The sequence below is a fragment of the Streptomyces sp. V2I9 genome (assembly GCF_030817475.1).
In the GTDB taxonomy this organism is placed as follows: domain Bacteria; phylum Actinomycetota; class Actinomycetes; order Streptomycetales; family Streptomycetaceae; genus Streptomyces.
Genome location: NZ_JAUSZJ010000002.1, coordinates 6818501 through 6842333, shown reverse-complemented (window position 1 = coordinate 6842333; position 23833 = coordinate 6818501). Strand labels below are relative to the sequence as shown.

The following is a 23833-nucleotide window of genomic DNA, read 5'->3' as shown; positions in this document are numbered from 1 at the left end:
GGGTTACCGAGTAGTTAGGGTGCGCCGACGGACCGAGGGAAGCAGACCGGACGAGGGGCGGGTGCGCGATGAGCGACGGGGAGGGCTCCATGTCCGGTGCGGACGGCCCGGTCACCGACGACGTGGGCGCCGACGACGCGCTGCTGGTGCTGACCGCGATGCTGCTGACGCCCGCGCGGTTTCCCGGCGTGCTCGGGGATGACTACCCGGCGGCGTGCGCCGCCCTCGCCCTCGAACCGTACGAGGAGGGCTACGGCCTCGTCCTGGGGCAGGACGGCGAAGGCGCCCGCTGGACCGTGGTGGTCGAGGACGCCTCCCGCGTGGCCGTCGCCATCGCCGCGTGGGACTGCGGCATGGAGCACGACCTCTCCCCTGACGAGCGGTCCATGGTGTGCGCCCTGCCGGGCTGGCCGATGGATCTCGCCGTCTCGGCGCCCGGCGTCCCCGATCCGCACGATCCGGAGACGGACGGGGAGGGCCCGGCACCGCTGGTCCCGCCCGACGCGGAGGCGTGGGGTCCGCCGCAGCGACGGCTCGGGGCGGACGAGATCGCCGCACAGTGGTCGGTGTGGCGCGAGCAGCTCGACGACGCGCAGGTGCTGCGGCCGGGCGCCGGGGCGGGGCCGGGGAGCGACGACGCGGGAAAGCGGGCGGACGACGCATCCGCCGCCGTCCGGCACCCCGGTGTGCGCAGGGCGCTGTCGGAGGCGGCCGCCTACACGAAGGCTCCACCGCCGCCCGGACGGATCCGTTCCTCGTACGCCTCGGCCGAGGCCCGAACGCTGCGCGTCGACGGACCGGGGTGGTCGATGGTGGCACGGACCGACGACATCGCCCTGTTCCTGCTGGACGAAGAGCCGGGCACCGTCATTCCCGTCGGGCGGGGAGCCGCCCTTCCCGGCCTTCTCACGGCGCTGGACGCGCTGGCCGTTCACCCCATGTGACGCCCGGGGCCTCTGCGGTCAGCGGCCGATCTGCTTGCGGTTGATCCGGCGGAGCCTGCGCCGCTGAGACGGATCCAGCAGCAGATAGCCCGCCACCGGGACCCCGATCACGACCAGCAGCGCCCACCAGAATCCGAGCAGAGGCCAGAGGATCGCTGCCGCGAGAACTCCCCCGATGGCGACCTTCGCACCGTTCGACATGGTCCATGCCTCCTTCGCGGCCGGCGCCGCTCCTGCCCTGTCAACGCGCCCGCGCCCGTGCGCGTTCCCCGTCGGAGACACCTTCGCAGCGGCACGTGACGCACGCCACATGGGCACGCGACTCACGATCGCGCGAAAAGGAGTACCCTCGGCGACTCGCCCCACTAGTCAAATTTGAGGAACCTGACATCGCTGTGCACAGACACCCTTCGGCAACACCCTCCGAGATCGCCGAACTGGCCCGCTGCTCCGCGGTCTTCGTCCCCGCGGACCCGGCTCGTGCCGGCGGCATCGCGTTCTGGAACCCGGACGGTGACACCGCTCCGGACGTTCCGGGGCCGTTGTCGGAGCTGACCGTGCTCGGGGACGACCTGTGCCTCCGTACGGTTTCGGCACTCCGGCTCCCCGTGGGGGACGCCCTGCCGGTGCTGACCCGCGCGCGTGCCGTCACCCACGCCTCCCCCGCCACGGCGTTCTGGGGCGCCGCCGCGCTTCTCGGCCTCCAGTTCGTCGCCCGCGGGCTGCTGCTGCCGGGGCTGAGCAGCACCGAGCACGACGCCTGGCGGATCGGGCCGTTGGGCCTCGACGATCTCGAACGGCTGCGGGAACTGGCCGCCTCGATGCCGCCGACCGCGCACGCGACGCCCCTTCCGGCCGACGACGAGCCGTTGCTGCCCGAGCCGGAACACCTGCTGCGGGCGTTCCTCGACGCGGTCGCCGACGCGATGCCCCGTACACCGGCTGCCGGATTCGCCGCCGCCGGACCCGCGTTCACCGCGCCGGAGCCGCAGCATCTGCCCGACGGACGGGACTGGGCGGCCGATGTCGCTGCCGGGCACGACGCCGGTGTGCGGCTCTCGTTGCGTATCGAGGTCTCGGGGGTGACCTCACCGCGCTGCGGCACGGCGGCGGAGGACGGTGCGGATCCCGGTGCCGCCCCGGTGGCGACGGGGGCGGCGTCCGGTGGGGGCGCCGGGGCTCCGTCGTTCCGTGCCGTGCTCCAGATCCACAGCGTCAGCGACCCTTCGCTGGTCGCCGACGCGGCCGAGGTGTGGGCGGGGACCTCGAGGACCGCTGCCGCCTTCGGTCCTCGGGCCCGGATGGACGCCCTCCTCACCCTGCGGCGCGCCGCCCGCGCCTGGCCCCCGCTGGCCCCGCTGCTCTCCGCCGCGGTACCGGACTCGGTGGAGCCGGCCGACGAGGAGATCGCCGAACTGCTCGGGTCCGCCACCCGCGCCCTGGCCGCCGCCGGGGTGCAGGTGCACTGGCCCAAGGAACTGGCCCGGAAGCTCACCGCGCGAGCCGTGATCGGCCCGGACGACCGTGACCGGGAGGAACGGGATCTCGGGGCCGAGGAGGGCTCCGGGGCCGGGGGGCGTACGACCGCCGGCATGCCCTCGTTCCTCTCCGCCGACGCCCTGCTCTCGTTCGACTGGCGGTTCGCCCTGGGCGACCGGAATCTGACCCGCGAGGAGGTGGAGCGGCTCGCCGAGTCCAGCAGGCCCATCGTGCGCCTGCGCGACCAGTGGGTGCTCATCGACCCGGAGGAGGCGCGCCGGGCGCGGGAGGCCCGGGACCGCAAGGTCACCCCGATCGACGCTCTCGGCGCGGTGCTGACCGGTTCCACGGAGGTGGACGGGCGTCGCGTCGAGGTGGCGGCGACGGGCTGGCTCCAGCGGTTGCGCGACCGGCTGGCCGAGCCGGAGTCCGCCGCCCGGCAGAGCGTCGAGCAGCCCGAGGCGCTCGCCGCGACCCTGCGCGACTACCAGCTGCGCGGGCTGAACTGGCTGAACACCATGACCTCGCTCGGTCTCGGCGGCTGCCTCGCCGACGACATGGGGCTCGGCAAGACGATCACGCTCATCGCCCTGCATCTGCACCGGCAGACCGCCGCCGACGCGGCGGGACCGACGCTGGTGGTGTGTCCGACCTCGCTGATGGGCAACTGGCAGCGGGAGATCGAGAAGTTCGCGCCGGGCACCCCCGTCCGTCGCTTCCACGGCGCTTCGCGCTCCCTGGAAGGGCTGGTGGACGGCGAGTTCGTCCTGACGACGTACGGCACGATGCGCCTCGACGCGCCCCGGCTCGCCGCCGTGCCCTGGGGCATGGTCGTCATCGACGAGGCGCAGCACGTCAAGAACCCGCACTCGGCGACGGCCAGACAGTTGCGCACGATCGGGGCACGGGCCCGCGTCGCGCTCACCGGCACCCCCGTCGAAAACAACCTCACCGAGCTGTGGGCGATCCTGGACTGGACGACGCCGGGCCTCCTCGGCCGCCTCGGCACGTTCCGTACGCGCTACGCCGCGGCGATCGAGGGCGGGGACGACCCGGCCGCCGCCGAGCGGCTCGCCGCGCTGGTACGGCCGTTCCTGCTGCGGCGCCGGAAGTCGGATCCGGGGATCGCGCCGGAGCTGCCCCCGAAGACCGAGACCGACCGGGCCGTGTCGCTGACGGCGGAGCAGACCGGTCTGTACGAGGCGGTGGTCCGCGAGACCCTGGCGGAGATCGCCACCGCGGACGGCTTCGAGCGGCGAGGGCTCGTGATGAAGCTGCTGACGGCTCTGAAGCAGATCTGCAACCACCCGGCGCAGTACCTGAAGGAGGAGCAGCCCCGGATCGCGGACCGGTCGGGGAAGGTCGAGCTGCTGGACGAACTCCTGGACACGATCCTCGCCGAGCGGGGTTCGGTGCTGGTCTTCACCCAGTACGTCCGGATGGCCAGGCTGTTGGAGGAGCACCTGGCCGCACGCGGGGTGGACACGCAGTTCCTGCACGGCGGCACGCCGGTGGCCCGGCGCGAGGAGATGGTGGCCCGCTTCCAGGCGGGTGAGGCGCCGGTGTTCCTGCTGTCCCTCAAGGCGGCGGGAACCGGGCTCAATCTCACCAGGGCGGGCCACGTCGTGCACTTCGACCGCTGGTGGAATCCGGCGGTCGAGGCGCAGGCGACCGACCGCGCCTACCGGATCGGCCAGACGCAGCCGGTCCAGGTGCACCGGCTGATCGCCGAGGGCACGATCGAGGACCGGATCGCCGAGATGCTCGCCCGCAAGCAGGGACTCGCGGACGCGGTGCTCGGCTCCGGCGAGGCGGCGCTGACCGAACTGACCGATGCGGAACTGGCCGACCTGGTCGAGCTGCGAGGGGGCGCGCGATGAGCGACGGTTACGAGGACGACCACCTGTACAGGGCGGAGTACGGGACCGGCTACGGCACGGGTGACGGGGAAGCCCCCGACGGGGACGAGGAGGCGGCGGCGCGCGACGGCCGTCGTGGACCGGAGCGTACGTTCGCGGCGTTTCCGCCGGCCCGGGGCAAGGGCTTCGCCACATCCTGGTGGGGCCGGGCGTGGCTCCAGGCCCTGGAGGACACGGCGCTGGACGGCCAGCAGCTCAAGCAGGGCCGTCAGCTGGCCCGGAAGGGCGGCGTCGGGGCGGTCTCCGTACGGCCGGGGCGGATCACGGCGATGGTGCGGGACCGCGACGGCACGGCCCATCGCAGCGACGTCCTGCTCCAGCAGCTCGACGCGGGCGACTGGGACCGATTCCTGGACATGGCCGTGGAGCGGGCCGGGCACATCGCGGCGCTGCTGGACCGGGAGATGCCGCCGCACCTGGTGGAGGACGCGGTGGGCGCCGGAGTCGACCTGCTGCCCGGCATCGGGGATCTGGAGCCGGAGTGCACCTGCGGGGCCTGGGACCACTGCCCGCACTCCGGTGCGCTCTGTTATCAGGTGGCACGTCTCCTGGACGAGGATCCGTTCGTCCTGCTGCTGATGCGGGGGCGCGACGAGCGGCGGCTGCTGGACGAGCTCCAGGTCCGCAGCGCCGCACGTGCGGTCCGGGCGGGCGGCGGGGTGCGGGAGACCGCCGGTGCCGTGCGAGAGGTTCACGGGGTACCGGCCGGGGAAGCGTTCGCGGCGGCCGGGATCCTGCCGCCGTTGCCCGCTACCCCGCCGGTCCCCGGCGAGCCGGCGCTCGGACCGTCGCTGGACACCGAGACCCGCCCTCCGGCCGGGATCGACCCGGCGGCACTGGAGGTCCTGGCGGCCGACAGCGCGGTGCGCGCCCGCCGGATGCTGGTGGAGGCCCTGGCTCCGGGCCACGCGGAACAGCCGCTGCCGGTGGAGCTGTCCCCGCGGCAGGACGCGGTGCGGCTGGCCGCGGACGTCCGGCCGGAGCCGCGGATCGGGGCCAGGCTCGCCACCGGCTCCGGCCGGACGGCGGCGGACCTGGAGGCGGCCGTGCGCGCCTGGCGGTACGGCGGGGTCGCGGCGCTCGCCGTACTGGACGAGGAGTGGACGCCCGATCCGGAGCAGCTGGAGCGGGCCCGCGTGCGGCTCGGCGAGGCGTGGGAGCCGGGCGAGCGGCCGTCGTTGCGGACGAGCGGGCGGGCCCGCTGGACCGTGGCGGGGGCCGACCTCCAGCTTCGGCTCGACCGGGCCGGGCGGTGGTGGCCGTACCGCAAGGAACGCGGGCGCTGGGTTCCGGCCGGGCCGGCGGACGACGACCCGGCCGGAGCACTGGCGGCGGCCGAGGGCGGAGCGGCGGACGCCGCTGTCTGATGGGGCCGGGCGGGGCCGGGCCCGCATCGGGGCCCGTCCCCGCCGACCCGGCCTCGACGGGGTGCGGCCGGCCTCCGGCGGTGACTCCCCGGCAGTGGCCCTGCGGCCGCGCGCGTCACCGTGACGAGGGGCCTCCGGGGGCAGGAGTCGTGGGCGGGAAGCCGTGACGCGGCTCCGGTGGGCAGGCTGTGGGGGCCGGGAGACGTGGCGCCGCAGCCCCTCGAGGGAGCCGTGCGCGGGGAGCTCCGGTACGTGTCCGCGACGTGGCCGGGGGAACCGGACGTCCTGCACGGTCGTCATCCGTCACGGCGGATGGTCTCCCTACCGGTGGCCCGGAGGGCGGTCCCCCTGCCGTCATGCCCTCACCGGCTCACCCCGTACGTTCTCGCCCCCGGTCTCACCCGCTCCCCGGATTCTGGAGTGCTGTTGCATCGCAGAACGATCGTCCAGGGTGTCGCCGCGACGGTGGCGGCGGCCTTCCTGCCGGGCTCCGCACGGGCCGTGACGGCACCGGACGGCTCCACCGACTACGCGACGGCGCTCTGGGCCCCGGCGGCCCCCGCCAACTACACCGTGCCGTCCCGCTCTTCCGAGCGCCGGATCGACCGCGTGATCATCCATGTCGCGCAGCAGTTGTTCACACCGACCGCGGGCATCTTCCGCGACCCCGCCGAGCAGGTGTCCGCCCACTACGTGGTGCGCTCCGGCGACGGCCATGTCGCCCAGTGCGTCCGGGAGAAGGACGTCGCCTGGCACGCGGGCACCTGGGACTGGAACACCCGGAGCATCGGCATAGAGCACGAAGGGTGGGTGGACCGCCCCGAGTTCTTCACCGACGTCATGTACCTGCGGTCAGCCGAACTCACCGCCGACATCTGCGCGCGTCACGGCATCCCCCGGGACCGGGAGCACATCGTCGGCCATCACGAGGTACCGGGCAGCGACCACACCGACCCCGGCGTCCTCTGGGACTGGGACCGCTATCTCCGGCTCGTGGTCGCCGCCGGATGACCTCGACGGATTTCCGAGCGGCCTCCCTCGTCGCATAGCCGCCTCCCCGGCCGCGTGAGATTCTGGAGATCGTGCGGAATCGACGCGCGTGACGGCGAGCCGGAGGGACGGAAAATGGCGAGCGAATTCACCGTGGGCGACCACGTGCGCTGGAATTCCGAGGCGGGCCACGTCGAGGGCGTCATCATCGAGAAGCACACGCGGGATGTCGCCTTCAAGGGTTATACCCGGCACTGCTCCGAGGACGATCCGCAGTACGAGATCAAGAGCGACAGGACGGGCCACATCGCCATGCACAAGGGCGGCGCGCTGACGAGGGTGTAGGGGCCGATGCCCACCCGGATCTGCACGATCGGCCATTCGACGCGCTCGTTCGACGAGGTTCTGGAGATGCTGCGGGGACACGACATCGTCTGTCCGGCGGACGGTCGCTCCTTTCCCTCCTCCACGAAGCCGGCCGTCCTCGACGGGAACGCGCGGATCCGTGACAGCCGCCTCACGTACCCGCCGCCGGACCCGGCCCCCGCCACGAAGTCACCGTCCTGACCCGTACCGGCGCTCGGCCGGTTCGCCTCGGCCGGCCACGAGCAGGTGCGGAACGCGCCGCGCAGTTCCGCCGGAGCTACTCGGCGGCGCGCCTCCGGCGCTCGCGTTCGAACTCGGCGACATCCGAGATCCAGGGCGTGTGCTGTTCGAGTGCCGCGCAGCCGCCTCGGACGAAGGCGCTCACCAGGTCCCGATAACCGCCGATCCCGTCGACCAGGCTGTACTCCACCCGGTATTCCGGATCGGCCCCGCCCACGCCCTCGCGCAGCGTGGTGATGCGGGCGATGGTGTCCGCGAAGAAGTGGAGCTGAATCCCTTCGCCCCTCTCCTCGTCCTCGATGGTGAACACTTGGTTGTCCGCGGACGCGCGGTCCCCGACGAACTCCCAGAACTCCGCGGTGGCGGCACGGCCACGGCCCGACAGCCACTTCTTCTCGACGCCCTGGTCGTCGGTGAAGGACAGGGCGGTCTTCCTCGCACCGCCGCCGGAACCGTCACTCGCGGCCCCGTCGTCGTCCATCGGGGTGCTCCTGGCCCGGTGCGCCGCCTCCGAGCACATCAGGAAGCTCACGGTACGTACCGCGTCGTCAGCGAGCTGGGGGTACGCACCGCGCACCGCCGTGTCGACCGTCGTCCGCATGCGCTCCCAGTCGCGCTTGTCCGTGGCGTGCTTCCCCCGTCGCGGGTCGCGGCCGATCCCCCTACCGGCGCACGCACGCTCGGCGGTGGCGACCACCCGCAGCACCTCGGGCAGCAGCGCTGGATCGACGTCGCCGGGCGTCCGCCTCGGAATCGTCGCCCCGTGCAGGTACTGGCCCGTATACCTCAGTATCGCGGCGTCGAGCGGGCCGAGTACCACCCCGCGCTCGGCGCGACGCCGATGGGCGTGGTGCTCCTGGGCCCGTCGCACGTCGGCCGTCTCGGTCGCCGTGCTCATCGCCGCGCAGACCTGACCCCGATCGAGCAGATCGGTGTCGGCCCCGTGGGCGACGAGCCGGCCCCTGTCCCACCTGATGCTCCGGAAGAGCGCGTCGACGTCCGCCGGTGCGGCGAGGAGGATCGGGTCGAGAAGCGCGGTGGCGGCGTTCTCGTCGAGCCGGCCCCGGCTGCCCGCGGCGTCGCACAGCGGAAGGACCGCGCTCCACAGCAGCAGGTGCCTGGCCAGATCCTCCTGGATCACCTCCCTGTGGGCTTCGCCGATCGGGAACGTGAAGGTGCGCGGATCATGGTTTGCGTCGGCCCCGGCCGCGAGCATCAGTTTGAGCTCACCGTCCTCGCGGACCACATTCGGGATCCAACCGCTCCGGCGAGTGAAGACGATGTCTCTCATGGCCCCAGTCTTCCTCATCGGCCGGGGCGCCCGGTCTCGCCACGGAGACTCCGGTCATGATCCGTGACCCGGCAGCGGGACGGCGTCCGCGGGTTCGTGCGCTTCCCCTGCGGCAGGACGGCGCGGGTGGAGCGGCCGGCACTCGTCACGCGAGGGCGCGGATCGCCTCGATGGTCCGGTCCACGCTGAGTGTCCCGTTCGCGCAGTCGCGCAGCAGGGCCGTCACCCGTTCGTCCTGGTATTCCCGCAGAGGCGCGGGTGGGGTCGCGGGCGCTGCGGCTCGGGTGATGTCGTCGCGGGTCAGGAGGTAGTCCGCCAGGGCCGCGCAGGAACGGTGCTGGAAGATGACGTCCGGCTTGACCGGAACGCCGAGGACCGTCCCGACCCGGCGGGCCAGGCGCACGTAGATGATGGAGTTCAGGCCGAGCTGCCGGAACGAGGCGTCCTCGTCGAAGCCCAGCGCCTCGTCGCCGATCTCCGGCTGGAGGATCTCGCGCTTGATGCGCTCGATCAGGTCTCGGCGCGGATCCGGGGTGGTCTCTCGCGCGGTGGTGATCCGGTCGATGAGCGAGGTGAGCACCTTCGATTCGCTCAGTTCCGCGAAGTCCGACACGCCAGCGTCCCGCAGATACCGGATGCAGTCGGTCCATCGGACGGGCTTGGCGATCTGCTCGGCGAGCAGGTCGCGGACTTCCTGCGCATCGGGGCCGAACGGCCGGCCGGTCACGTTGGAGATGACCGGTGTCCGCAGGTCGCCGAGGTCGACCGCGGCCAGCAGGTCGCGGAAGCGCGCGGCGGCCGGGGCCATCGCCGGGGAGTGGAAGGGTCCGCTGACGCGGACCGGGACGAAGCCTCGGACACCCTCCACCTTCTCGAGGACCGGCTTGATCCGCGCCAACTCCTCGTGGCTGCCGGAGAGCACGATCTGCTCGGGCGCGTTGTAGTTGGCGATGACGACGCCGGTGGCACCGTGCTGCTTCAGGGTCTGCTCGACGACCTGCTCGGAGATGCCGACGACCGCGGCCATCGCACCGCCGCTCACCTGGCTCATCAGTTCCGCACGGCGTTGCACCAGCGTCAGGCCGGTTTCGAAGTCGAAGGCGCCGGCCGCGAACAGCGCGCTGTACTCGCCGAGGCTGTGGCCCGCGAAGAAGTCCGCGGGCGGCAGGTCCTCCTGCGCCGCCGACCAGTGCAGCGCGTTGACGACGTAGATCGCGGGCTGCGCGTACGCGGTCTCGGAGAGCCGTCGTTCCGGGTTCTCCAGACAGAGCTCTTCGATCGGGTAGCCGAGCACGTGGTCGGCGCGGCGGCGGAGGTCGGGAAACCTCCCGAACAGGCTTCGTCCCATCCCTTTCTTCTGGACGCCCTGGCCGGGGAACACGTAGCAGCGCATCAGAGCCGCCCGCCCCCGAGGCCGGATCCGGTCGGCCGCGCCGGCCACGCGGGAACCTCGGTGATCCGGACCACGGCGCACGTCCAGGTGAAGCCGGCGCCGACCCCGAGCAGCATGCAGAGGTCGCCGACGTCCACGGCACGTTCCCTCACGAGATGGTCGAGTCCGGCGATCTGGTCGCCCGCGCCGAGGTGGCCGACGGTGCGGCCCCAGGACCAGGTCGTGAGATCGAGGTCGATATCGAGTGCGGCGAGGACCTCGCGCTGCAGCACGATGCGTCCGAAGTGCGGAACGACGAACCGGGCGATGTCACCCAGACGCGCGTCCGCGTCGTGCAGGGCTCGCTCGACGCAGTCTCGGAGTCCGGCGCGGAACCGGCGGGTGAACTCGTCGAGCTCCACGTCTCCCAGGTACTGCAGTTTGCGCAGACGCAGGTCGATGGGGTGGGTGGGGTCGTGGTGAGGCGTGAAGGGCGCGTCGCCGCGATGCAGGCGCTCAAGGGTGGGATCCGACACCGTGGAGGTGCTCAGCACCTGTGCGAACCCGGACCTCTTGCTGAGCACCATCGCCGACGCGCCGTCGCCGGGGACGATGCCGATGTCACTGTTCCAGCGGTCGATCACCGGCGGACCGACCTTGTCGGCGGTGGTCACCAGCGCCGCCACGTCGTCGGTGGCCCTGAGGGAGCGCGCCGCGATGTCCAACGCGGTCATGCAGCCGTTGGAAGCGTTCTTGAGCTCGAAGGCGAGCGCCGAATGGTCCCCGAGGACTTCACGGTGGATGTAGGAAGCCGTCGGGTAGAGCTCGAGTCCCTGGAAGTACACGCAGGCGTGCAACAGGAGCGCGATGTCCTCGGGCCGGTGACCCGACCTCTCCAGGGCGTCTGCGGCAGCGGCCACCGCCATCTCGGGCGGAGCTTCGTCCGTGGCCTCGCAGACCGACTCGAGCTGCGTGTCCTCGGCGTCCTGGGCGTCGAACCGGCCGTCGGCGACGGCCTGTTCGACCTTGGTCACCGGGGGCAGGTAGGTTGCGGTACCCGCGATGAACAGGGCCTCTGTCTTCACTTCTCGTTCCCTCTCAGGGTGGTGGCGTCGCGGAGCAGGAGTCCGACGATGGCCTCCGCGGTCGGGTAGTCGAACACCAGGGTGGCGGGAAGCGTGGTGTTCAGCCGCTTGGCGAGGCGCTTGCGCAACTGGACCATGGTGAGCGAGTCGATCCCGAGGGAACGCAGCGCTCTGTCGGCGGGCACGCTGCCGGGTCCGGGCAGGCCGAGCACGTCGGCGACTTCGCCGCGGACGAGGTCCAGCAGCAGAGCCGGCCGTTCGGCTTCGGAGGCGTCCGCCATCCGTGTGTCGAGCGACTCCGCGGTGCCGGCAACTCCGGCTGCGCGCCCTTCGGTTGTGCGCCGCAGCATGTCGCGCAGCAGGGGAGGCGCTTCCGCGTCGCCGAGCGCGTGTCGCAACGATGCCAGTTCCAGGCGCACGGGCATCAGCTGGGGCTCGGGCCGCGCAAGGGCGGCGTCCAGGGCGTTCAGCCCCTCGGTCATGGTCAGGGCGCCGATACCCTGCCGCCGCAGGCGTCCCAGCTCTGCTTTGCCGAGGTGGGCGGTCATGCCCACTCCGGCCTGCTCCCAGAGCCCGAAGGCGAGGCTGAGCCCTGCCAGACCCCGCTTGCGCCGGTTCGCCGCCAGGGCGTCCAGCGTCGCGTTCGCCGCGGCGTACCCGCTCTGTCCTGCGGTGCCCAGCGTTCCGGCCGCCGACGAGAAGAGGACGAACGCGGCCAGGTCCAGCCGCTCGGTCAACTCGTCCAGCAGGCGCGCGCCCTGGACCTTGGGCGCCATCACCCGGTGCAGCCGCTCTGCGGTGAAGCCCTCCACCAGGCCGTCGTCGAGCACGCCGGCGAGGTGGAACACGGCCGTGAGGGGATGGCTCGGGTCGATCCCTTCCAGAACCGCGGCCACCGCGGCCCGGTCCGCGACGTCGCCCGCGACCAGGTCCACCCGCTCGGCGCCCGCGGCTTCGAGTTCCCGCACGAACGAGGCGGCTTCGGGGGCGTTGCCACCGCGCCGTGACAGCAGCACCAGCCGCCGCGCTCCGTGTGCGCGGACCAGGTGCGCGGCGAGTGCGCTGCCGAGCTCGCCGAGACCACCGGTGATCAGCACCGTGCCGTCCGGGTCGAGGGGGCGTGGCACGGTCAGCACGGTTCTGTCCGCGGCGTTCCGCCGCGCGTGGCGCAGGGCGTACGGCGCGTCCCGTACGTCGAAGGCGGTGAACGATCCCTTGGCCCGACTCGCGTCGGGGGCGGACGGATCAGCGGCCGCCCGGGCGAAGGTGAGGTTCGCGGGCACCGCCCTGAGGGTGGCACCGTCCACGCGGATCCGATGACCGAGCGCGCCGGCCGCACTGCCCATGACACGGTCACCGACGTGTACGGAGGTGACGCCGCTGCCGACCTCCCTGGCGATCCCCGCGAACTCCAGGACCTTGGTGTGCGCCGGGCTCATCCCGGCGGCGCGGACCTCGACGCGTACCTCCCACGGCGCGACCGGCTCCGGCGCGCCCTCGTCGTGCGTGGCGGCGACGACGTCCAGCTGATCGTCTTCCCGCCGGTGCAGGTGCCAACCGCCTTCGTGCGGCAGGACGAGCGCGTCGACCTCCCCGACGGTCGGCCGTGCCCGTGGCACGTGGGCGGTCTCGCCACGCAGGGCGCACTCCGGCTCGCCGCCGCTCTCGATCACCCGCGCCAGGAGCCGGAAGTCCGGGGTAGCGGCATCGAGGTCGATCAGGCGCAGGATGCGCTCAGGTTGTTCCGTACGGGCCGTACGCACCATGCCCCACACCGCGGCATGGGCCCAATTCCCCACCTGGTCGTCCGGGCTCGACGACACCGCGTCACGGGTGATCCAGACGAGCTCCGCGCCCTGGAGCCGAGGTTCACCGAAGCACACCTGGAGCGTCCGCAGCGCTTCGGCGGCGCTCCGTTCCGGATCGTGGCACACGGCGGAGGCGCGGTCAGGCAGCGCGAACAGCAGTCGCCGAGGCGTGTCCGCGCGGCCGTCGAGCCGCTTGATGAGGGCGTCCAGATCGGGTACGGCATCGGCGCCGAGCCCCGCGCCCATCTCCGCGTCGCCGACCACGAGGGTGCCCGCGGAGTCGAAGGCCCCGGCGTCGGGGTGTACGCGTTCGAAGCCGACGCGGTAGAGGTGCTCGGCGAACGGGTGGCCGCGGCGTCTGCCGGGCTGGAACTTCAGCTTGCCGATCCGGGCCACCAGGTGGCCCGCCGGGTCGGCCAGCCATACGGTGGCCGGCGCGAGGTCCTCGTCCTCGCCGGATTCGAACGACACGCGCACGGTCAGTTCTCGGCCTGCGGCACGGAACAGCTCGACGTCGGACCAGATGAACGGGACGAGCGGTCCGGGAGCCGCACCCGCCTCCATCAGACCGGCGACGACGACCTGCAGTGCCGCGTCGAACAGCGACGGATGCAGGCCGTGGCCGGCCGGATCCAGCGCCCCCGGAAGGGATACCCGCCCGTAGTAGACGCCCTCGCGGCAGGCCAGTTCGCGCAGTCCTCGGAAAGCCGGGCCGTAGTCGAGCCCGTTGGCGAGGGCACGTCCGTAGAAGGCTTCGACGTCGAGGGCACGGGCGTCGGTCACCGGCCGGTCGTCGAGGTCCGGCGGCGGCGTGACGCCGACGCCCGCCCGGATCACGCATGCTCCGGTCGCGTGCTGCCGCCAGATCAGCGGCTCGTCCGTGTCCTCGGGTTGGGTGTGGAACGCGAAGGGGCGTCGTCCGTGCGCGTCCGGGTCGCCGACGGTGGCCTGGATCCGCAGCGCCCGGTCGGGAAGGAGGACGACCGGCTCCAGCAGCGTCAGGTCCGCCACGGCGTCGGCGCCGGCGGTCCGGGCGGCGAACAGTGCGGCGTCGATCACGCCCGCGCCCGGCACGTAGACCTGCCCGCCGACGACGTGATCGGCCAGCCACGGGCCGTCGTCGAGCGACAGCCGGCCGGAGAACAGATGTCCGCCGCCGCCGGCGAGCGTCGTGATCGCGTCGAACCACGGGTGGCCGTCCGCGGGCTGGTCCGCCGTCACCGCGGCGGGTCCGGCCGGAAGCTCGCCGAGCCAGAAGCGCCGGCGTTGGAACGCGTACGTCGGGATGTCGACCTTGCCGGCGCCACGGGACCCGAGGACTCGCTCCCAGTCCAGGGGGAAGCCCCGCTCGAACAACGTGGCGGCCGCTCGCCAGAGCCGGTCCACGCCGCCCGAGGCGCCTTCGAAGGCAGTGCCGACCTCGACGAACGCGCCGAAGCCCTCCTCGCGCAGCCGCTCCAGCGCGCGGTCGAGCCTCGTGGGCTCCGGCTCCGGCAGGTCGCGGAGCCAGTGGTCGGCCCCGAGCTCAGGGCCCGGCACGACCTCGCCCGTCAGGGGCGAACGGAAGGGGATGGACGTCCGGGCGGGCACGATCCCTGACAACGCGTCGCCGACCGCGCCCCCCGAGCGCGCACGAGCCTGCAGGGCGATGACGCGGGCGCCGTCCTCCAAGGTCAACGCCCCGCTCACCACGGCTGCGGCGACCTCGCCCTCCGCGTCGCCCACCACCGCCGCCGGCTCCACACCCCAACTGCGCCACAGCGCCGCACGTCCGAGACAGGCCGCGAACCGTGTGCACGGCAGCACATCGGGACTGTCCACGTCCTCCTCGCCGCGCAGCACCTCCAGCACGGACCAGCCGGTCAACGGCGCGAGGACCGCGTCGCACTCCGCCACGGCGTCGCGGAACACCGCGCTCTGCTCCAGCAGTCGGCCGTCCGCCTCCGGCGACTGCGCGTCCTGGCCGCCGAACACGAAGGCGATCGCCCCCAGCGCCGTGCCGGTGCCGGGCTCGACCGCCCGCAGGGCTTCGGCCGCCTCGACGGCGCTGCCCGCGAAGACCACGGCGCGTGCGTCGAAGTGCGTACGGCCGACGGCGGAGGTGTAGGCGATGTCCCGCATCGACGCGGCGGGCCGCGTGCCGAGCCACTCGGCCCAGTGCCGGGCCTGCGCACGCAGGGCGGCCGCGTCGGTGCCCGAGATCACCAACGGGTGGACGAGATCGTCGCCAGGCCGGTCCGCGACGGCGGTCTCCGGTGCTTCCTCGATGATGACGTGCGTGTTGGTGCCGCTGATGCCGAAGGAGCTGATGCCGGCGCGACGCACCCGCCGTGTCCGTGGCCACGGCCTCGGCTGCCGCAGGAGCTCCAGTTCGCCGGCGGTCCAGTCGATCCGGGTGTTCGGCCTTTCCGCGTGGAGCGTGCGGGGCAGCCACTCGCGCTGGAGCGCCATCACCATCTTGATGACCCCGATGACACCGGAGGCGGCCTGGGCATGGCCGATGTTGGACTTGGCCGATCCCAGGTGCAGGGGGCGCACGCGGCCCGAGAACACCTCGGCGAGGGCGCCGGCCTCGATGGGATCGCCGAGCACGGTGCCCGTGGCGTGCGCTTCGACGGCGTCGATGTCGGCCGGGGCCAGTCCCGCGTCGGCCAAGGCACCGCGGAGCACGCGCTGCTGCGCGAGGCCGTTCGGCGCGGTGAGCCCCTGACTGCGGCCGTCCTGGTTCATGGCGGTGCCCCGCACGACGGCCAGCACCCGGTCACCGTCGCGCCTCGCGTCCGAGAGCCGCTTGAGCACCAGGACGCCGCAGCCTTCCGCCCAGCTCGTCCCGTCGGCGTCGTCGGCGAAGCTCTTGCAACGGCCGTCGGCCGCGAGCCCGTTGAGGCGGCTGAACTCGACGAAGATCTGCGGGGTGCTCATCACGGTCACTCCGCCGGCGAGCGCCAGGTCGCACGCGCCGCTGCGCAGCGCCTCGCACGCCAGGCGCAGGGCCACGAGCGACGAGCTGCACGCCGTGTCGACGGTGAGCGCCGGCCCGGAAAGGCCGAGTGTGTAGGCCACGCGCCCGGAGATCAGGCTCGACCCGTTGCCCGTGATCTTGTAGCCGTCGCTGCTTCCGACGTCCCAGCGCCGAGCGACGTCGTAGTCCGAACTCATCGCGCCGAGGTAGACGCCTGTGTTGCTGCCTTCGAGGGACGCGGTGCGCAGATTGGCCCGCTCGAGTGCCTCCCATACGACTTCCAGAACGAGCCGCTGCTGCGGGTCCAGGGAGAGCGCCTCCCGCGGGCTGAGCCCGAAGAACGCCGCGTCGAAGTCCTCGACGTCGCGTACGAAACCGCCCTTGCGCTCGAAGCGCCTGCCCGTGGCCGCGCGCTCCGCCTCCTCGATCGTGCTGAGATCCCACCCGTCCCAGCGCTGTGGGAACGGGGAGGAGGCTTCGCGGCCGTCGACGAGCAGGTCCCAGAACGCCTCGGGCGTGTCGATTCCGTCCGGCAGCCGGCAGGCCATGGACACGATCACGACGGGGTCGTCATCGTCGGGCCGCGGGGACGCCGCAGCGGCGGTCGGGGCGTCCGTGGCCTCGTACCGCGCACCGGCGTGCGTCAGCAGCAGCGCCGCGATCGCCCGCGGTGTGGGGTAGTCGAAGGCGAGCACGGTGGGCAGCGGGATCCGTGTCCGTGCGCTGAGCCGGTTTCGCAGCTCGACCACCATGAGGGAGTCGAAACCCTGCTCGCGCAGCGTCATGTCGGGGCGCACGCCGTCCTCGGGCCGGCCGAGCAGGGCCGCGGCCTCCTCCGTGACGAGTGCGACCACGGCTCCCGGACGCTCGGGTTCGGGCAGCGCCATCACGTCCTCACGCCACGCAGCACGGCCGACGGCCGGGATCGCGTCGTCGTGTTCGTCCAGCCAGTAGCGGCGGTGGTCGAACACGTACGCCGGAAGGTCCACCCGGCGCGCGTCCGAGGCCGGGAACACGCGCTGCCACGGGATCGGGACCCCCTGGGCGTGCAGCTCTGCCGGTCCCCGCAGCGCCTGTTCGATCCCGCCGTGACCGCGACGCAAGCTGCCCACCACGACGGCCGTCCCGTCGGCTTCGGTGCCCTGCGCCAGGGCTATCTGGAGCACCGGATGCGGACTCACCTCGACGAAGATCCCGAACCCGTCCGCCCGCAGGCGCTCCAGAGCGCGATCGAAGCGCACCGGCTCCCGCAGGTTGCGGCACCAGTAGTCCGCGTCGAGCTCCGGCCCGGCCGCCCGCTCCCCCGTCACACTCGAATAGAAGGCTGTCCCCGCTTCCGTGGGGGCAAGGCCCGTGAGCTGTTCGCGCAGCGCGGGCAGCAGCGCATCCATGTGCGGGCTGTGCGATGCGTAGTCCACGTCCACGCGCTGGCAGTACGCACCGGTGGCCTCCATCTGCGCGAGGAAGCGGTCCACCGCCTCGCCGTCCCCGGCCACGACGGTCGATCGCGCGGTGTTCACCACGGCGACGGACAGCGCCTCGCCGTAGGCCGCCAGCTCCTCGACGACTTCGCCCACCGGGCGCTCCACGAGCCCCATCGCCCCGTCCGGCGCATGGTCCTGCACGGCCCGAGCGCGCAACGCCACGATGCGGGCGCCGTCCGCCAGGCTCAACGCCCCGCTGACGACCGCCGCGGCCACCTCACCCTGGCTGTGGCCGACGACCGCCTCGGGTTCGACACCCCAGGCGCGCCACATCGCGGCGAGGCCGACGTACATCGCGAACAGCGCGGGCTGCACCACGTCCGTGCGTGTGAAGCGCGGCTCGAGTTCGTCCTGTCCCCGCACGACCGCGGCGACCGAGAATCCGGTGTGCGGGGCGAGCGCCTCGTCGCAGGCCGTCACGGCCTCACGGAAGGCGTCGTTCCGCTCCCACAGCGTCCGGCCCATCCCCCACCACTGGGCGCCCTGACCGGGGAAGACGAACGCGACACGGCCGCGTCCGGCAGCCGCGCCCGTCACGACCGCGTCGTGGCTCTCGTCCGCGGCGAGCGCCCGCAGACCGTCCACCGCCTCGTCCGTCGTCCCGGCGATCACCACGCCGCGTGTGGGGTGCTGCGCGCGGGTCGTCGCCAGCGAGTGGGCGACGTCGGACAGGCTCGTCGCGGGCGACTGCCCGAGGTGGCCGGCCAGCCGTGCGGCGTTGCGCGCGAGCGCGTGCGGGCTCGTGCCGGACACCGTCAGGCAGACGGGGCCGCCCGTGTCCGGTACGGCCGGTACGGGTGCACCCTCGGGCGCCTCACCGAGCGCGACATGGGCGTTGGTGCCGCCGTATCCGAAGCTGCTCACCCCCGCGAACCGCGGCCCGGCCGGCCACGCGGCCGGCTCGGTGACCACTTCCAGACGTTCGGCGGAGAAGTCGATGCGCGGGTTCGGTGTACGGAAGTGCAGGCTCGGCGGAATGACGCCGTGATGCACGGACAGCGCGGCTTTGACGAGCCCGAGCACCCCGGCCGCGGGTTCGAGATGGCCGAAATTCGTCTTCGCCGAGCCGATGCGCAGCGGCGCGGGCCGGTCGGGTCCGAACACGGTGCCGAGCGCGCGCGCCTCCGTCACGTCGCCCAGGGGCGTGCCCGTGCCGTGCGCCTCGACGTACGCCACCGCACTCGGCGCTACGCCCGCGTTCTCCCACGCCGACCGCAGCACCTCCGTCTGGGCGCCGTGGCTGGGGGCGGTCAGTCCGTCTGTCGCGCCGTCGTTGTTGACGGCGCTGCCGTGCACCAGCGCGTAGACGCGGTCGCCGTCGGCGAGCGCGTCGGACAGCCGGCGCAGCGCGACCACCGCGCAGCCCTCGCCGCGGGCGTAGCCGTCGCCGTCACCGTCGAAGGCCCGGCTCAGGCCGGCGGAGCTCTGCGTGCCGAGTTTCGTCAGGGCCACCGAGGTGTTCGGATGCAGCATCAGGTTGACGCCGCCGGCGAGTGCGAAGTCCGACTCACCGGAGCGCAGGCTCTGCACGGCGAGGTGCACCGCGACCAAGGAGGAGCTCGACGCGGTCGCCACGCCCATCGCTGGGCCGCGCAGCCCCAGCGCGTAGGCGATGCGGGACGGGATCACCGAGTTGTCCCAGCCGATGGCCGAGTGGGCGTGGATCGCCTCCGGGACACCCTGGGTGAACAGCGGGTACTCCTGCCACATCGCACCCATGAAGACGCCGGTGCGGGTGCCCGAGAGACTCGCCGGGGAACGCCGCGCGTCCTCGACCGCGGTGCAGGCCACCTCCAGGGCGATCCGCTGCTGCGGGTCCATCTGCCGTGCCTCGGCCGGTGGGATGCCGAAGTACTCCGCGTCGAATCCCGTGACGTCGTCGAGGAATCCGCCTCGCCGGTTCGCCGCGCCGCCGGACGCCTCCGCGTCGGCCCACGCGGTGGCGTTCCACCGGTCGGCCGGTACCGGACGCACCGCGTCGACGCCCTGGAGCAGCGCCTGCCAGAGTGCGGTCGGGTCCTCGATCCGTGCCGGCAGTCGGCAACCGATGCCGACGATCGCCACCGGCTCGCGGTGGTCGTACGTCCGGGCGGCGGTCTGGTCAGCCACGGGAAACCCCGATTTCGTCGGACGCGTAGAGCGCCATGCATGTCTCCTCGATCGCGGAGAGCGGCCCCGCGTCGTTCAGGATCGTCATGTGGTTCGCGGCGTCGATCTCCACCAGGCGAAGGCCCGGCATCTCGCGCGCCCAGTCCTGCTGGTAGTCCACGTGGTCGAGGGAGAAGGTCTCGCCGGCGACCTGGAAGTAGGGTTCGACCTCGCCCAGGAAGAGCCCGCGCCGGTTGCGGAAGTAGGTGCACACCACGCCTTCCGGCCGCGGCAGAGGCCTGATGGTGTGCTCGCCGAGCCGGTAGGCGAGCTGGATCGCCATGTTGCGCCTGACGAACCGCGCGATCTGGGCGGGTCTCATGGCGAGACCGCGCTCGGCCGCCAGCTCCGCGAGCCGCAGGACGAACGCGTCCTCGTCCAGGTCCGCCACGACCTCGTCCCGGTGGACGAGACGGGCACGCAGGACCGCCGGGTCCTTCTCCCCCGCCGGCCAGAGCAGGGAGTTGACGACCTGCAGCGCCGCGCTCCGCGCCGACTGGAACCCGTTCGCGTTCGACTTCGCCAGGCCGGTCCCGTCCGGCGAGTCCACCATCGTCAGCGAGGCCACGTCCTGGCCCTCGGCCTGCAGCCGCCGGGTCACCTCATAGGCGACGATGCCGCCGAGGCAGAATCCGCCGACATCGTACGGCCCCTCGGGCTGCACCGAGCGGAGGACCTCGGTGTAGTACTCGGCCATGGCGGTGACGCCCTCGATCGGCGCGTCCTCGGTCAGCAGGCCACGGGCCTGGATGCCGTAGAACGGGCGGTCGATCCGTTCGGCGATCGTGCGGTAGGACTCGACGCCCGCGAGGGCGCCGTGGATCCAGAAGACCGGCCTGCCCTCGGTCGCGCCGTTGAGGCGCACCAGTTCCGGGGCGGGCACGCGCGTGGAGCGGGCCTCCGCCTTCGACAGCCTGGCGACCACGTCGTCCAACGTGTCGTGCGGCTGCCACCATGCGGGCTGGAAGTCCGGGAACACCTGGCTGATCCGGCCCAGCATCGCGACCAGGAGCAGGGAGTTGAGACCGTAGTCCGCGAGCGACCTCGTGCCGTCGATCTCGTGGCGCGGCAGGCCCAGCACCGAGGCGACGAGGTCGGCGACGAAGGCTTCGCCGTCCAAGGGGCCGGCGCCCGAGTGCGATGCCTGATCCGGCCGCGGCGCCTGCTCGGCGAAGCACGTCAGGCGGGCGAAGGGGTACCCGGGCAGGGTGATCCGCCTGCGTCGGGCGCCACGGTGCATCAGGGCCCAGTCGACGGAGACGCCGGCGGCCCACTGTTCCGCCACGTGGTCGAGCCGCGCCGGCTCCCCGTCGTACTCGGGGCCGGCCGCGGTACCGACGTCCTCGGCGAACGCCACGCGGGCGAGCGTGTCCGGGTCGCCGTCGAGCCAGCCGCCGAGAACGCGAGCGGCCTCGTCCGTGCTCCGCGCCACGAACGCCAGTCGGCAGCTCATCGCTTCCCGGCCGACCTGCAAGGTGTACGCGATGTCCGCCCAGGAGCGCGGATCCGCTCCGGCGAGCCGATGGGTCAGGCGGCGCGCCCGCTCGCGCAGAGCGTCGGCGCTCCGTGCCGAGAGGACCAGGACCTGTGCACCGGGGTCGTCGTCCGGCTCCGCGGAGGCGATGTGCTGCTCCAGCACGACATGCGCGTTCACCCCGCCGATCCCGAAGCTGTGCATGCTCGCTCGGCGCGGCAGCGGCCGGCCGGCGTCGTCGGTGCGCTCGGGCCAGGGCAGGTTCTGCGTGGGGATCCGCAGCCGCGTCCCCTTGAGGGAGAGGTCGGGGTGCAGCCGCCCGAAGCCCGGCAGTGCCGGGATCACGCCGTGCCGCATCGCCTGCGCGGTCTTCACCAGCGCGGCCAGGCCGGACACCACCTCGGTGTGCCCGATGCAGGGCTTCACGTTGCCCAGATACGTCACGTCGGCGCTGTCGTCCCCGCTGCGCTGTCCGGCGCCGAGCGCCGCCAGCTCCGCGCTGTCCGCCAGCATCGAGCTCATGCCGTGGGTCTCGATGTAGTCCACGGCGCCCGGATCGATCGCGGCGTCGGCGTAGGCGCGCGTGACGGCTGTCTTCATGCCCCGGATGTTCGGTGCCGTGAAGGACACGCCCCTGCCGCCGTGGGCCACGCCGGTGCCGCGCACGACGCAGTGGACGACGTCCCCGTCCTCCAGGGCCCGGCTCAGCGGTTTGATCAGTACGGCGGCGACGCCCTCGCCGCGCGCGGTGCCGTCGGCGCCCTGCTGGAACGGCCGGACGTCGCCGCTCGGGCTGAGCATGCCCGCGGCCCGCATCCCGCCGAAACCTGCGGGTGACATCACCAGGTTCACGCCGCCGACGAGCGCCTGCTCGCACTCACCGTCGCGGATGGACCGGATCGCCCGGTGCAGGGCCACGAACGAGGACGAGCACGTCGTGTCGCACTGTTCGCTGGGGCCGTTGAGGTCGAGCAGGTACGAGATCCGGTTGGGCACCATCGCGGGCGACGGCAGACTCATCAGGTCCATGGCCGCGGGCCGGTACTCGCTCTGGGTCGTGGCGACGAACACGCCCGTGGGTCGGCTCCGCAGCTCGGCCGGCCGATAGCCCGCGTCCTCGACGGCGTTCCACGACGTCATCAGCAGCAGGCGCAGCTCCGGAGTGACCTGGCGCGCCTCGGTCATCGACATGCGGAAGAAGAGGGGATCGAATTCATGCACCCCGTCGAGGAATCCGCCCCGCAGCGCGGCCGCCTCGTCGCCGTGGGGCGTCCAGTCCGCACGCTTTTCCGGCGGTGCGGTGATGCGCCGTCCGCCGTGCTCGACCAACTGCCAGAACGCGTCGACGTCGTCGGCTCCGGGGAAGCGTGCCGCCATGCCGACGACCGCCATGCCGTCGAGCTCAGGCCGGGGCCGTACGGGATCGGGTGCCCGGTCCGGGGGTGCGGGCTCCGGCGGAAGTGCGTCCCGCAGGTCCTCGGCGTATTCGGAGACGATGAACTCGCCCAGCTCGGCGAGGGTGTTGTGCTCGAACAGCACCGTGATGTCGAGGTCGACGCCGAGCGTCCCGCCGAGGGTCCGGGCCACGTTCACCGCGAAGATCGAGTCGAGCCCGTAGTTCGAGAAGGGCTCGTCCCGCCCGATCCTCGTCCGCGGGATGTCCAACGCCTCCGCCAGCACATCGAGTGCGACTGCCTCGATGCGGAGGCGCAGCGGTTCTGCGGGCTCACTCCCGGCGCTGTGACCGGCCGTGGCCAGCGCCCCGCTCTCGCGCACCGGCGCCATGTGCGGTGCGGACGGGCGCGGGACGGTCACCGTCTGCCGTATGACGCCGTCGCTCTCGGCCACGATGATCTGCTGTCCGAGATCCTCGGCATCCCGCGCGGGCAGCGCGATCGCGCGGAACCCTTCCTGCGTCAGGACGTGCCGCCAGTGCGCCGTGGAGAGCAGCGGGCTGCCCTGGATACGCAGGTGCGGGTCCTCGAAGCGCCACCACCCGTCGAGGAGGCCGAACGAGAACTGGCTGAGCAGGTTGTTCGCGGTCAGCTCGTTCAAAACCAGCAGTCCGCCGGGCCGGAGAAGCGCCTTGGCGTTGCGCAGGGTGTGGCGGATGTCCCGAGTGGCGTGCAGGACGTTGGCGGCCACCACGGCGTCGTACCCGCCGAGGGTGAGGCCCTGATCCGCCACCGGGCGTTCGATGTCCAGGATTCCGCAGGTCAGCCAAGGATTGTCCGCACCGAACGAACGCTCAGCGTGGTTCAGGAAGACCCGCGATATGTCGGTGTAGCAGTACTCGCGCACGTCCAGCCGCGCGGACCGCAGCGCCTCCAGGACGACGGCGCTCGTGGCACCCGTACCGGCGCCGATCTCCAGGATCCGGGCGGCATCCTCCGTCAGGGCCTGTGCCCGCCGTCGCAGCCGCGCCACCAAGTCGTCGGCCAGCACCTGGTTGAAGAACGCCGACGCCGGGTTGGTCGCGTAGGCGTTCTGCACCAGCTCCAGTGATCCTCCGGGGAAGATGACCTCCGTGGCCGGTCGCCGTCCGGTGAGAATGTCGGGGAAGGCCCGCAAGGTGGTCTCCACCAGGAGGTGGGTGGCCGCGAGGTCGGGATTCCCCTGCCACGCGGGCCGTCCCGTCTCCCACTCGTGCCACAGCTGATCGATCGGCCGGTGCCGCGTGGCATCGCCGAGCAGGATCCCGCCGTCCCGCCGATCGATGTAGCCGGCCCTCTCGAAGAGGCGCAGGCACTCGTCGAACCAGGCGCGAAACCCCGGAGCGAGCCCTGCCGACTCCCGTGCCGCGTCCGGGGTCTGCCCGGACGCGCGGAACGCACCGAGCGTGCGCAGATGGGACCAGAGAAAGTCGAGCAGCAGCTGTTTCATGATCAGTCCCTTCGAAGGCCG

At 72.7% G+C, this 23833-nt stretch carries 11 protein-coding genes and 1 pseudogene; 6 read left to right on the top strand and 6 right to left on the bottom strand.

Annotated features, from left to right (window positions below; translation table 11 throughout):
- Positions 1-68 precede the first annotated feature (68 nt).
- Positions 69-944, top strand: coding sequence for a hypothetical protein (locus tag QFZ71_RS29575; RefSeq protein WP_307671214.1), 876 nt, complete (start codon positions 69-71; stop codon positions 942-944).
- An 18-nt stretch (positions 945-962) separates the two neighbouring features.
- On the opposite strand, the gene QFZ71_RS29570 is transcribed toward QFZ71_RS29575, so the two are convergent.
- The gene (locus tag QFZ71_RS29570; RefSeq protein WP_307671213.1) at positions 963-1145 is read right to left on the bottom strand and encodes a hypothetical protein; all 183 of its coding nucleotides are present in this window, start codon (positions 1143-1145) and stop codon (positions 963-965) included.
- 194 nt (positions 1146-1339) lie between these two features.
- Between QFZ71_RS29570 and QFZ71_RS29565 the strand changes: the two genes are divergently transcribed.
- The 5 genes and pseudogenes from QFZ71_RS29565 to QFZ71_RS29545 all read left to right on the top strand — a co-directional run.
- Positions 1340-4303 carry a DEAD/DEAH box helicase gene (locus tag QFZ71_RS29565; RefSeq protein ID WP_307671212.1) on the top strand — a complete coding sequence of 988 codons (2964 nt, stop codon included), beginning with the start codon at positions 1340-1342 and terminating at the stop codon, positions 4301-4303.
- Positions 4300-5709 carry an SWF or SNF family helicase gene (locus tag QFZ71_RS29560; protein WP_307671211.1) on the top strand — a complete coding sequence of 470 codons (1410 nt, stop codon included), beginning with the start codon at positions 4300-4302 and terminating at the stop codon, positions 5707-5709. The genes QFZ71_RS29565 and QFZ71_RS29560 overlap by 4 nt, the downstream gene beginning before the upstream one ends.
- A 426-nt stretch (positions 5710-6135) precedes the next feature.
- On the top strand, positions 6136-6720 hold the full coding sequence (locus QFZ71_RS29555) for an N-acetylmuramoyl-L-alanine amidase (RefSeq protein ID WP_307671210.1): 585 nt from the start codon (positions 6136-6138) through the stop codon (positions 6718-6720).
- 114 nt (positions 6721-6834) lie between these two features.
- Positions 6835-7044, top strand: coding sequence for a DUF2945 domain-containing protein (locus QFZ71_RS29550; protein ID WP_307671209.1), 210 nt, complete (start codon positions 6835-6837; stop codon positions 7042-7044).
- A 6-nt stretch (positions 7045-7050) separates the two neighbouring features.
- Positions 7051-7173, top strand: a pseudogene (locus QFZ71_RS29545) (DNA repair protein); the annotation flags it as partial.
- Between the two features lie 169 nt (positions 7174-7342).
- On the opposite strand, the gene QFZ71_RS29540 reads toward QFZ71_RS29545, so the two are convergent.
- The 5 genes from QFZ71_RS29540 to QFZ71_RS29520 form a co-directional block, all read right to left on the bottom strand.
- Positions 7343-8596, bottom strand: coding sequence for a DUF6357 family protein (locus QFZ71_RS29540; protein ID WP_307671208.1), 1254 nt, complete (start codon positions 8594-8596; stop codon positions 7343-7345).
- Positions 8597-8741: 145 nt separating this feature from the next.
- Positions 8742-9989, bottom strand: coding sequence for an ACP S-malonyltransferase (gene fabD / locus QFZ71_RS29535; RefSeq protein ID WP_307671207.1), 1248 nt, complete (start codon positions 9987-9989; stop codon positions 8742-8744).
- Positions 9989-11053, bottom strand: coding sequence for a ketoacyl-ACP synthase III family protein (locus tag QFZ71_RS29530; protein ID WP_307671206.1), 1065 nt, complete (start codon positions 11051-11053; stop codon positions 9989-9991). The genes fabD and QFZ71_RS29530 overlap by 1 nt, the downstream gene beginning before the upstream one ends.
- Positions 11050-19416, bottom strand: coding sequence for a type I polyketide synthase (locus QFZ71_RS29525; protein WP_307671205.1), 8367 nt, complete (start codon positions 19414-19416; stop codon positions 11050-11052). The genes QFZ71_RS29530 and QFZ71_RS29525 overlap by 4 nt, the downstream gene beginning before the upstream one ends.
- Complete coding sequence (locus tag QFZ71_RS29520; RefSeq protein WP_307671204.1) at positions 19409-23812, bottom strand: beta-ketoacyl synthase N-terminal-like domain-containing protein; 4404 nt, start codon at positions 23810-23812, stop codon at positions 19409-19411. The genes QFZ71_RS29525 and QFZ71_RS29520 overlap by 8 nt, the downstream gene beginning before the upstream one ends.
- Positions 23813-23833: the final 21 nt, after the last annotated feature.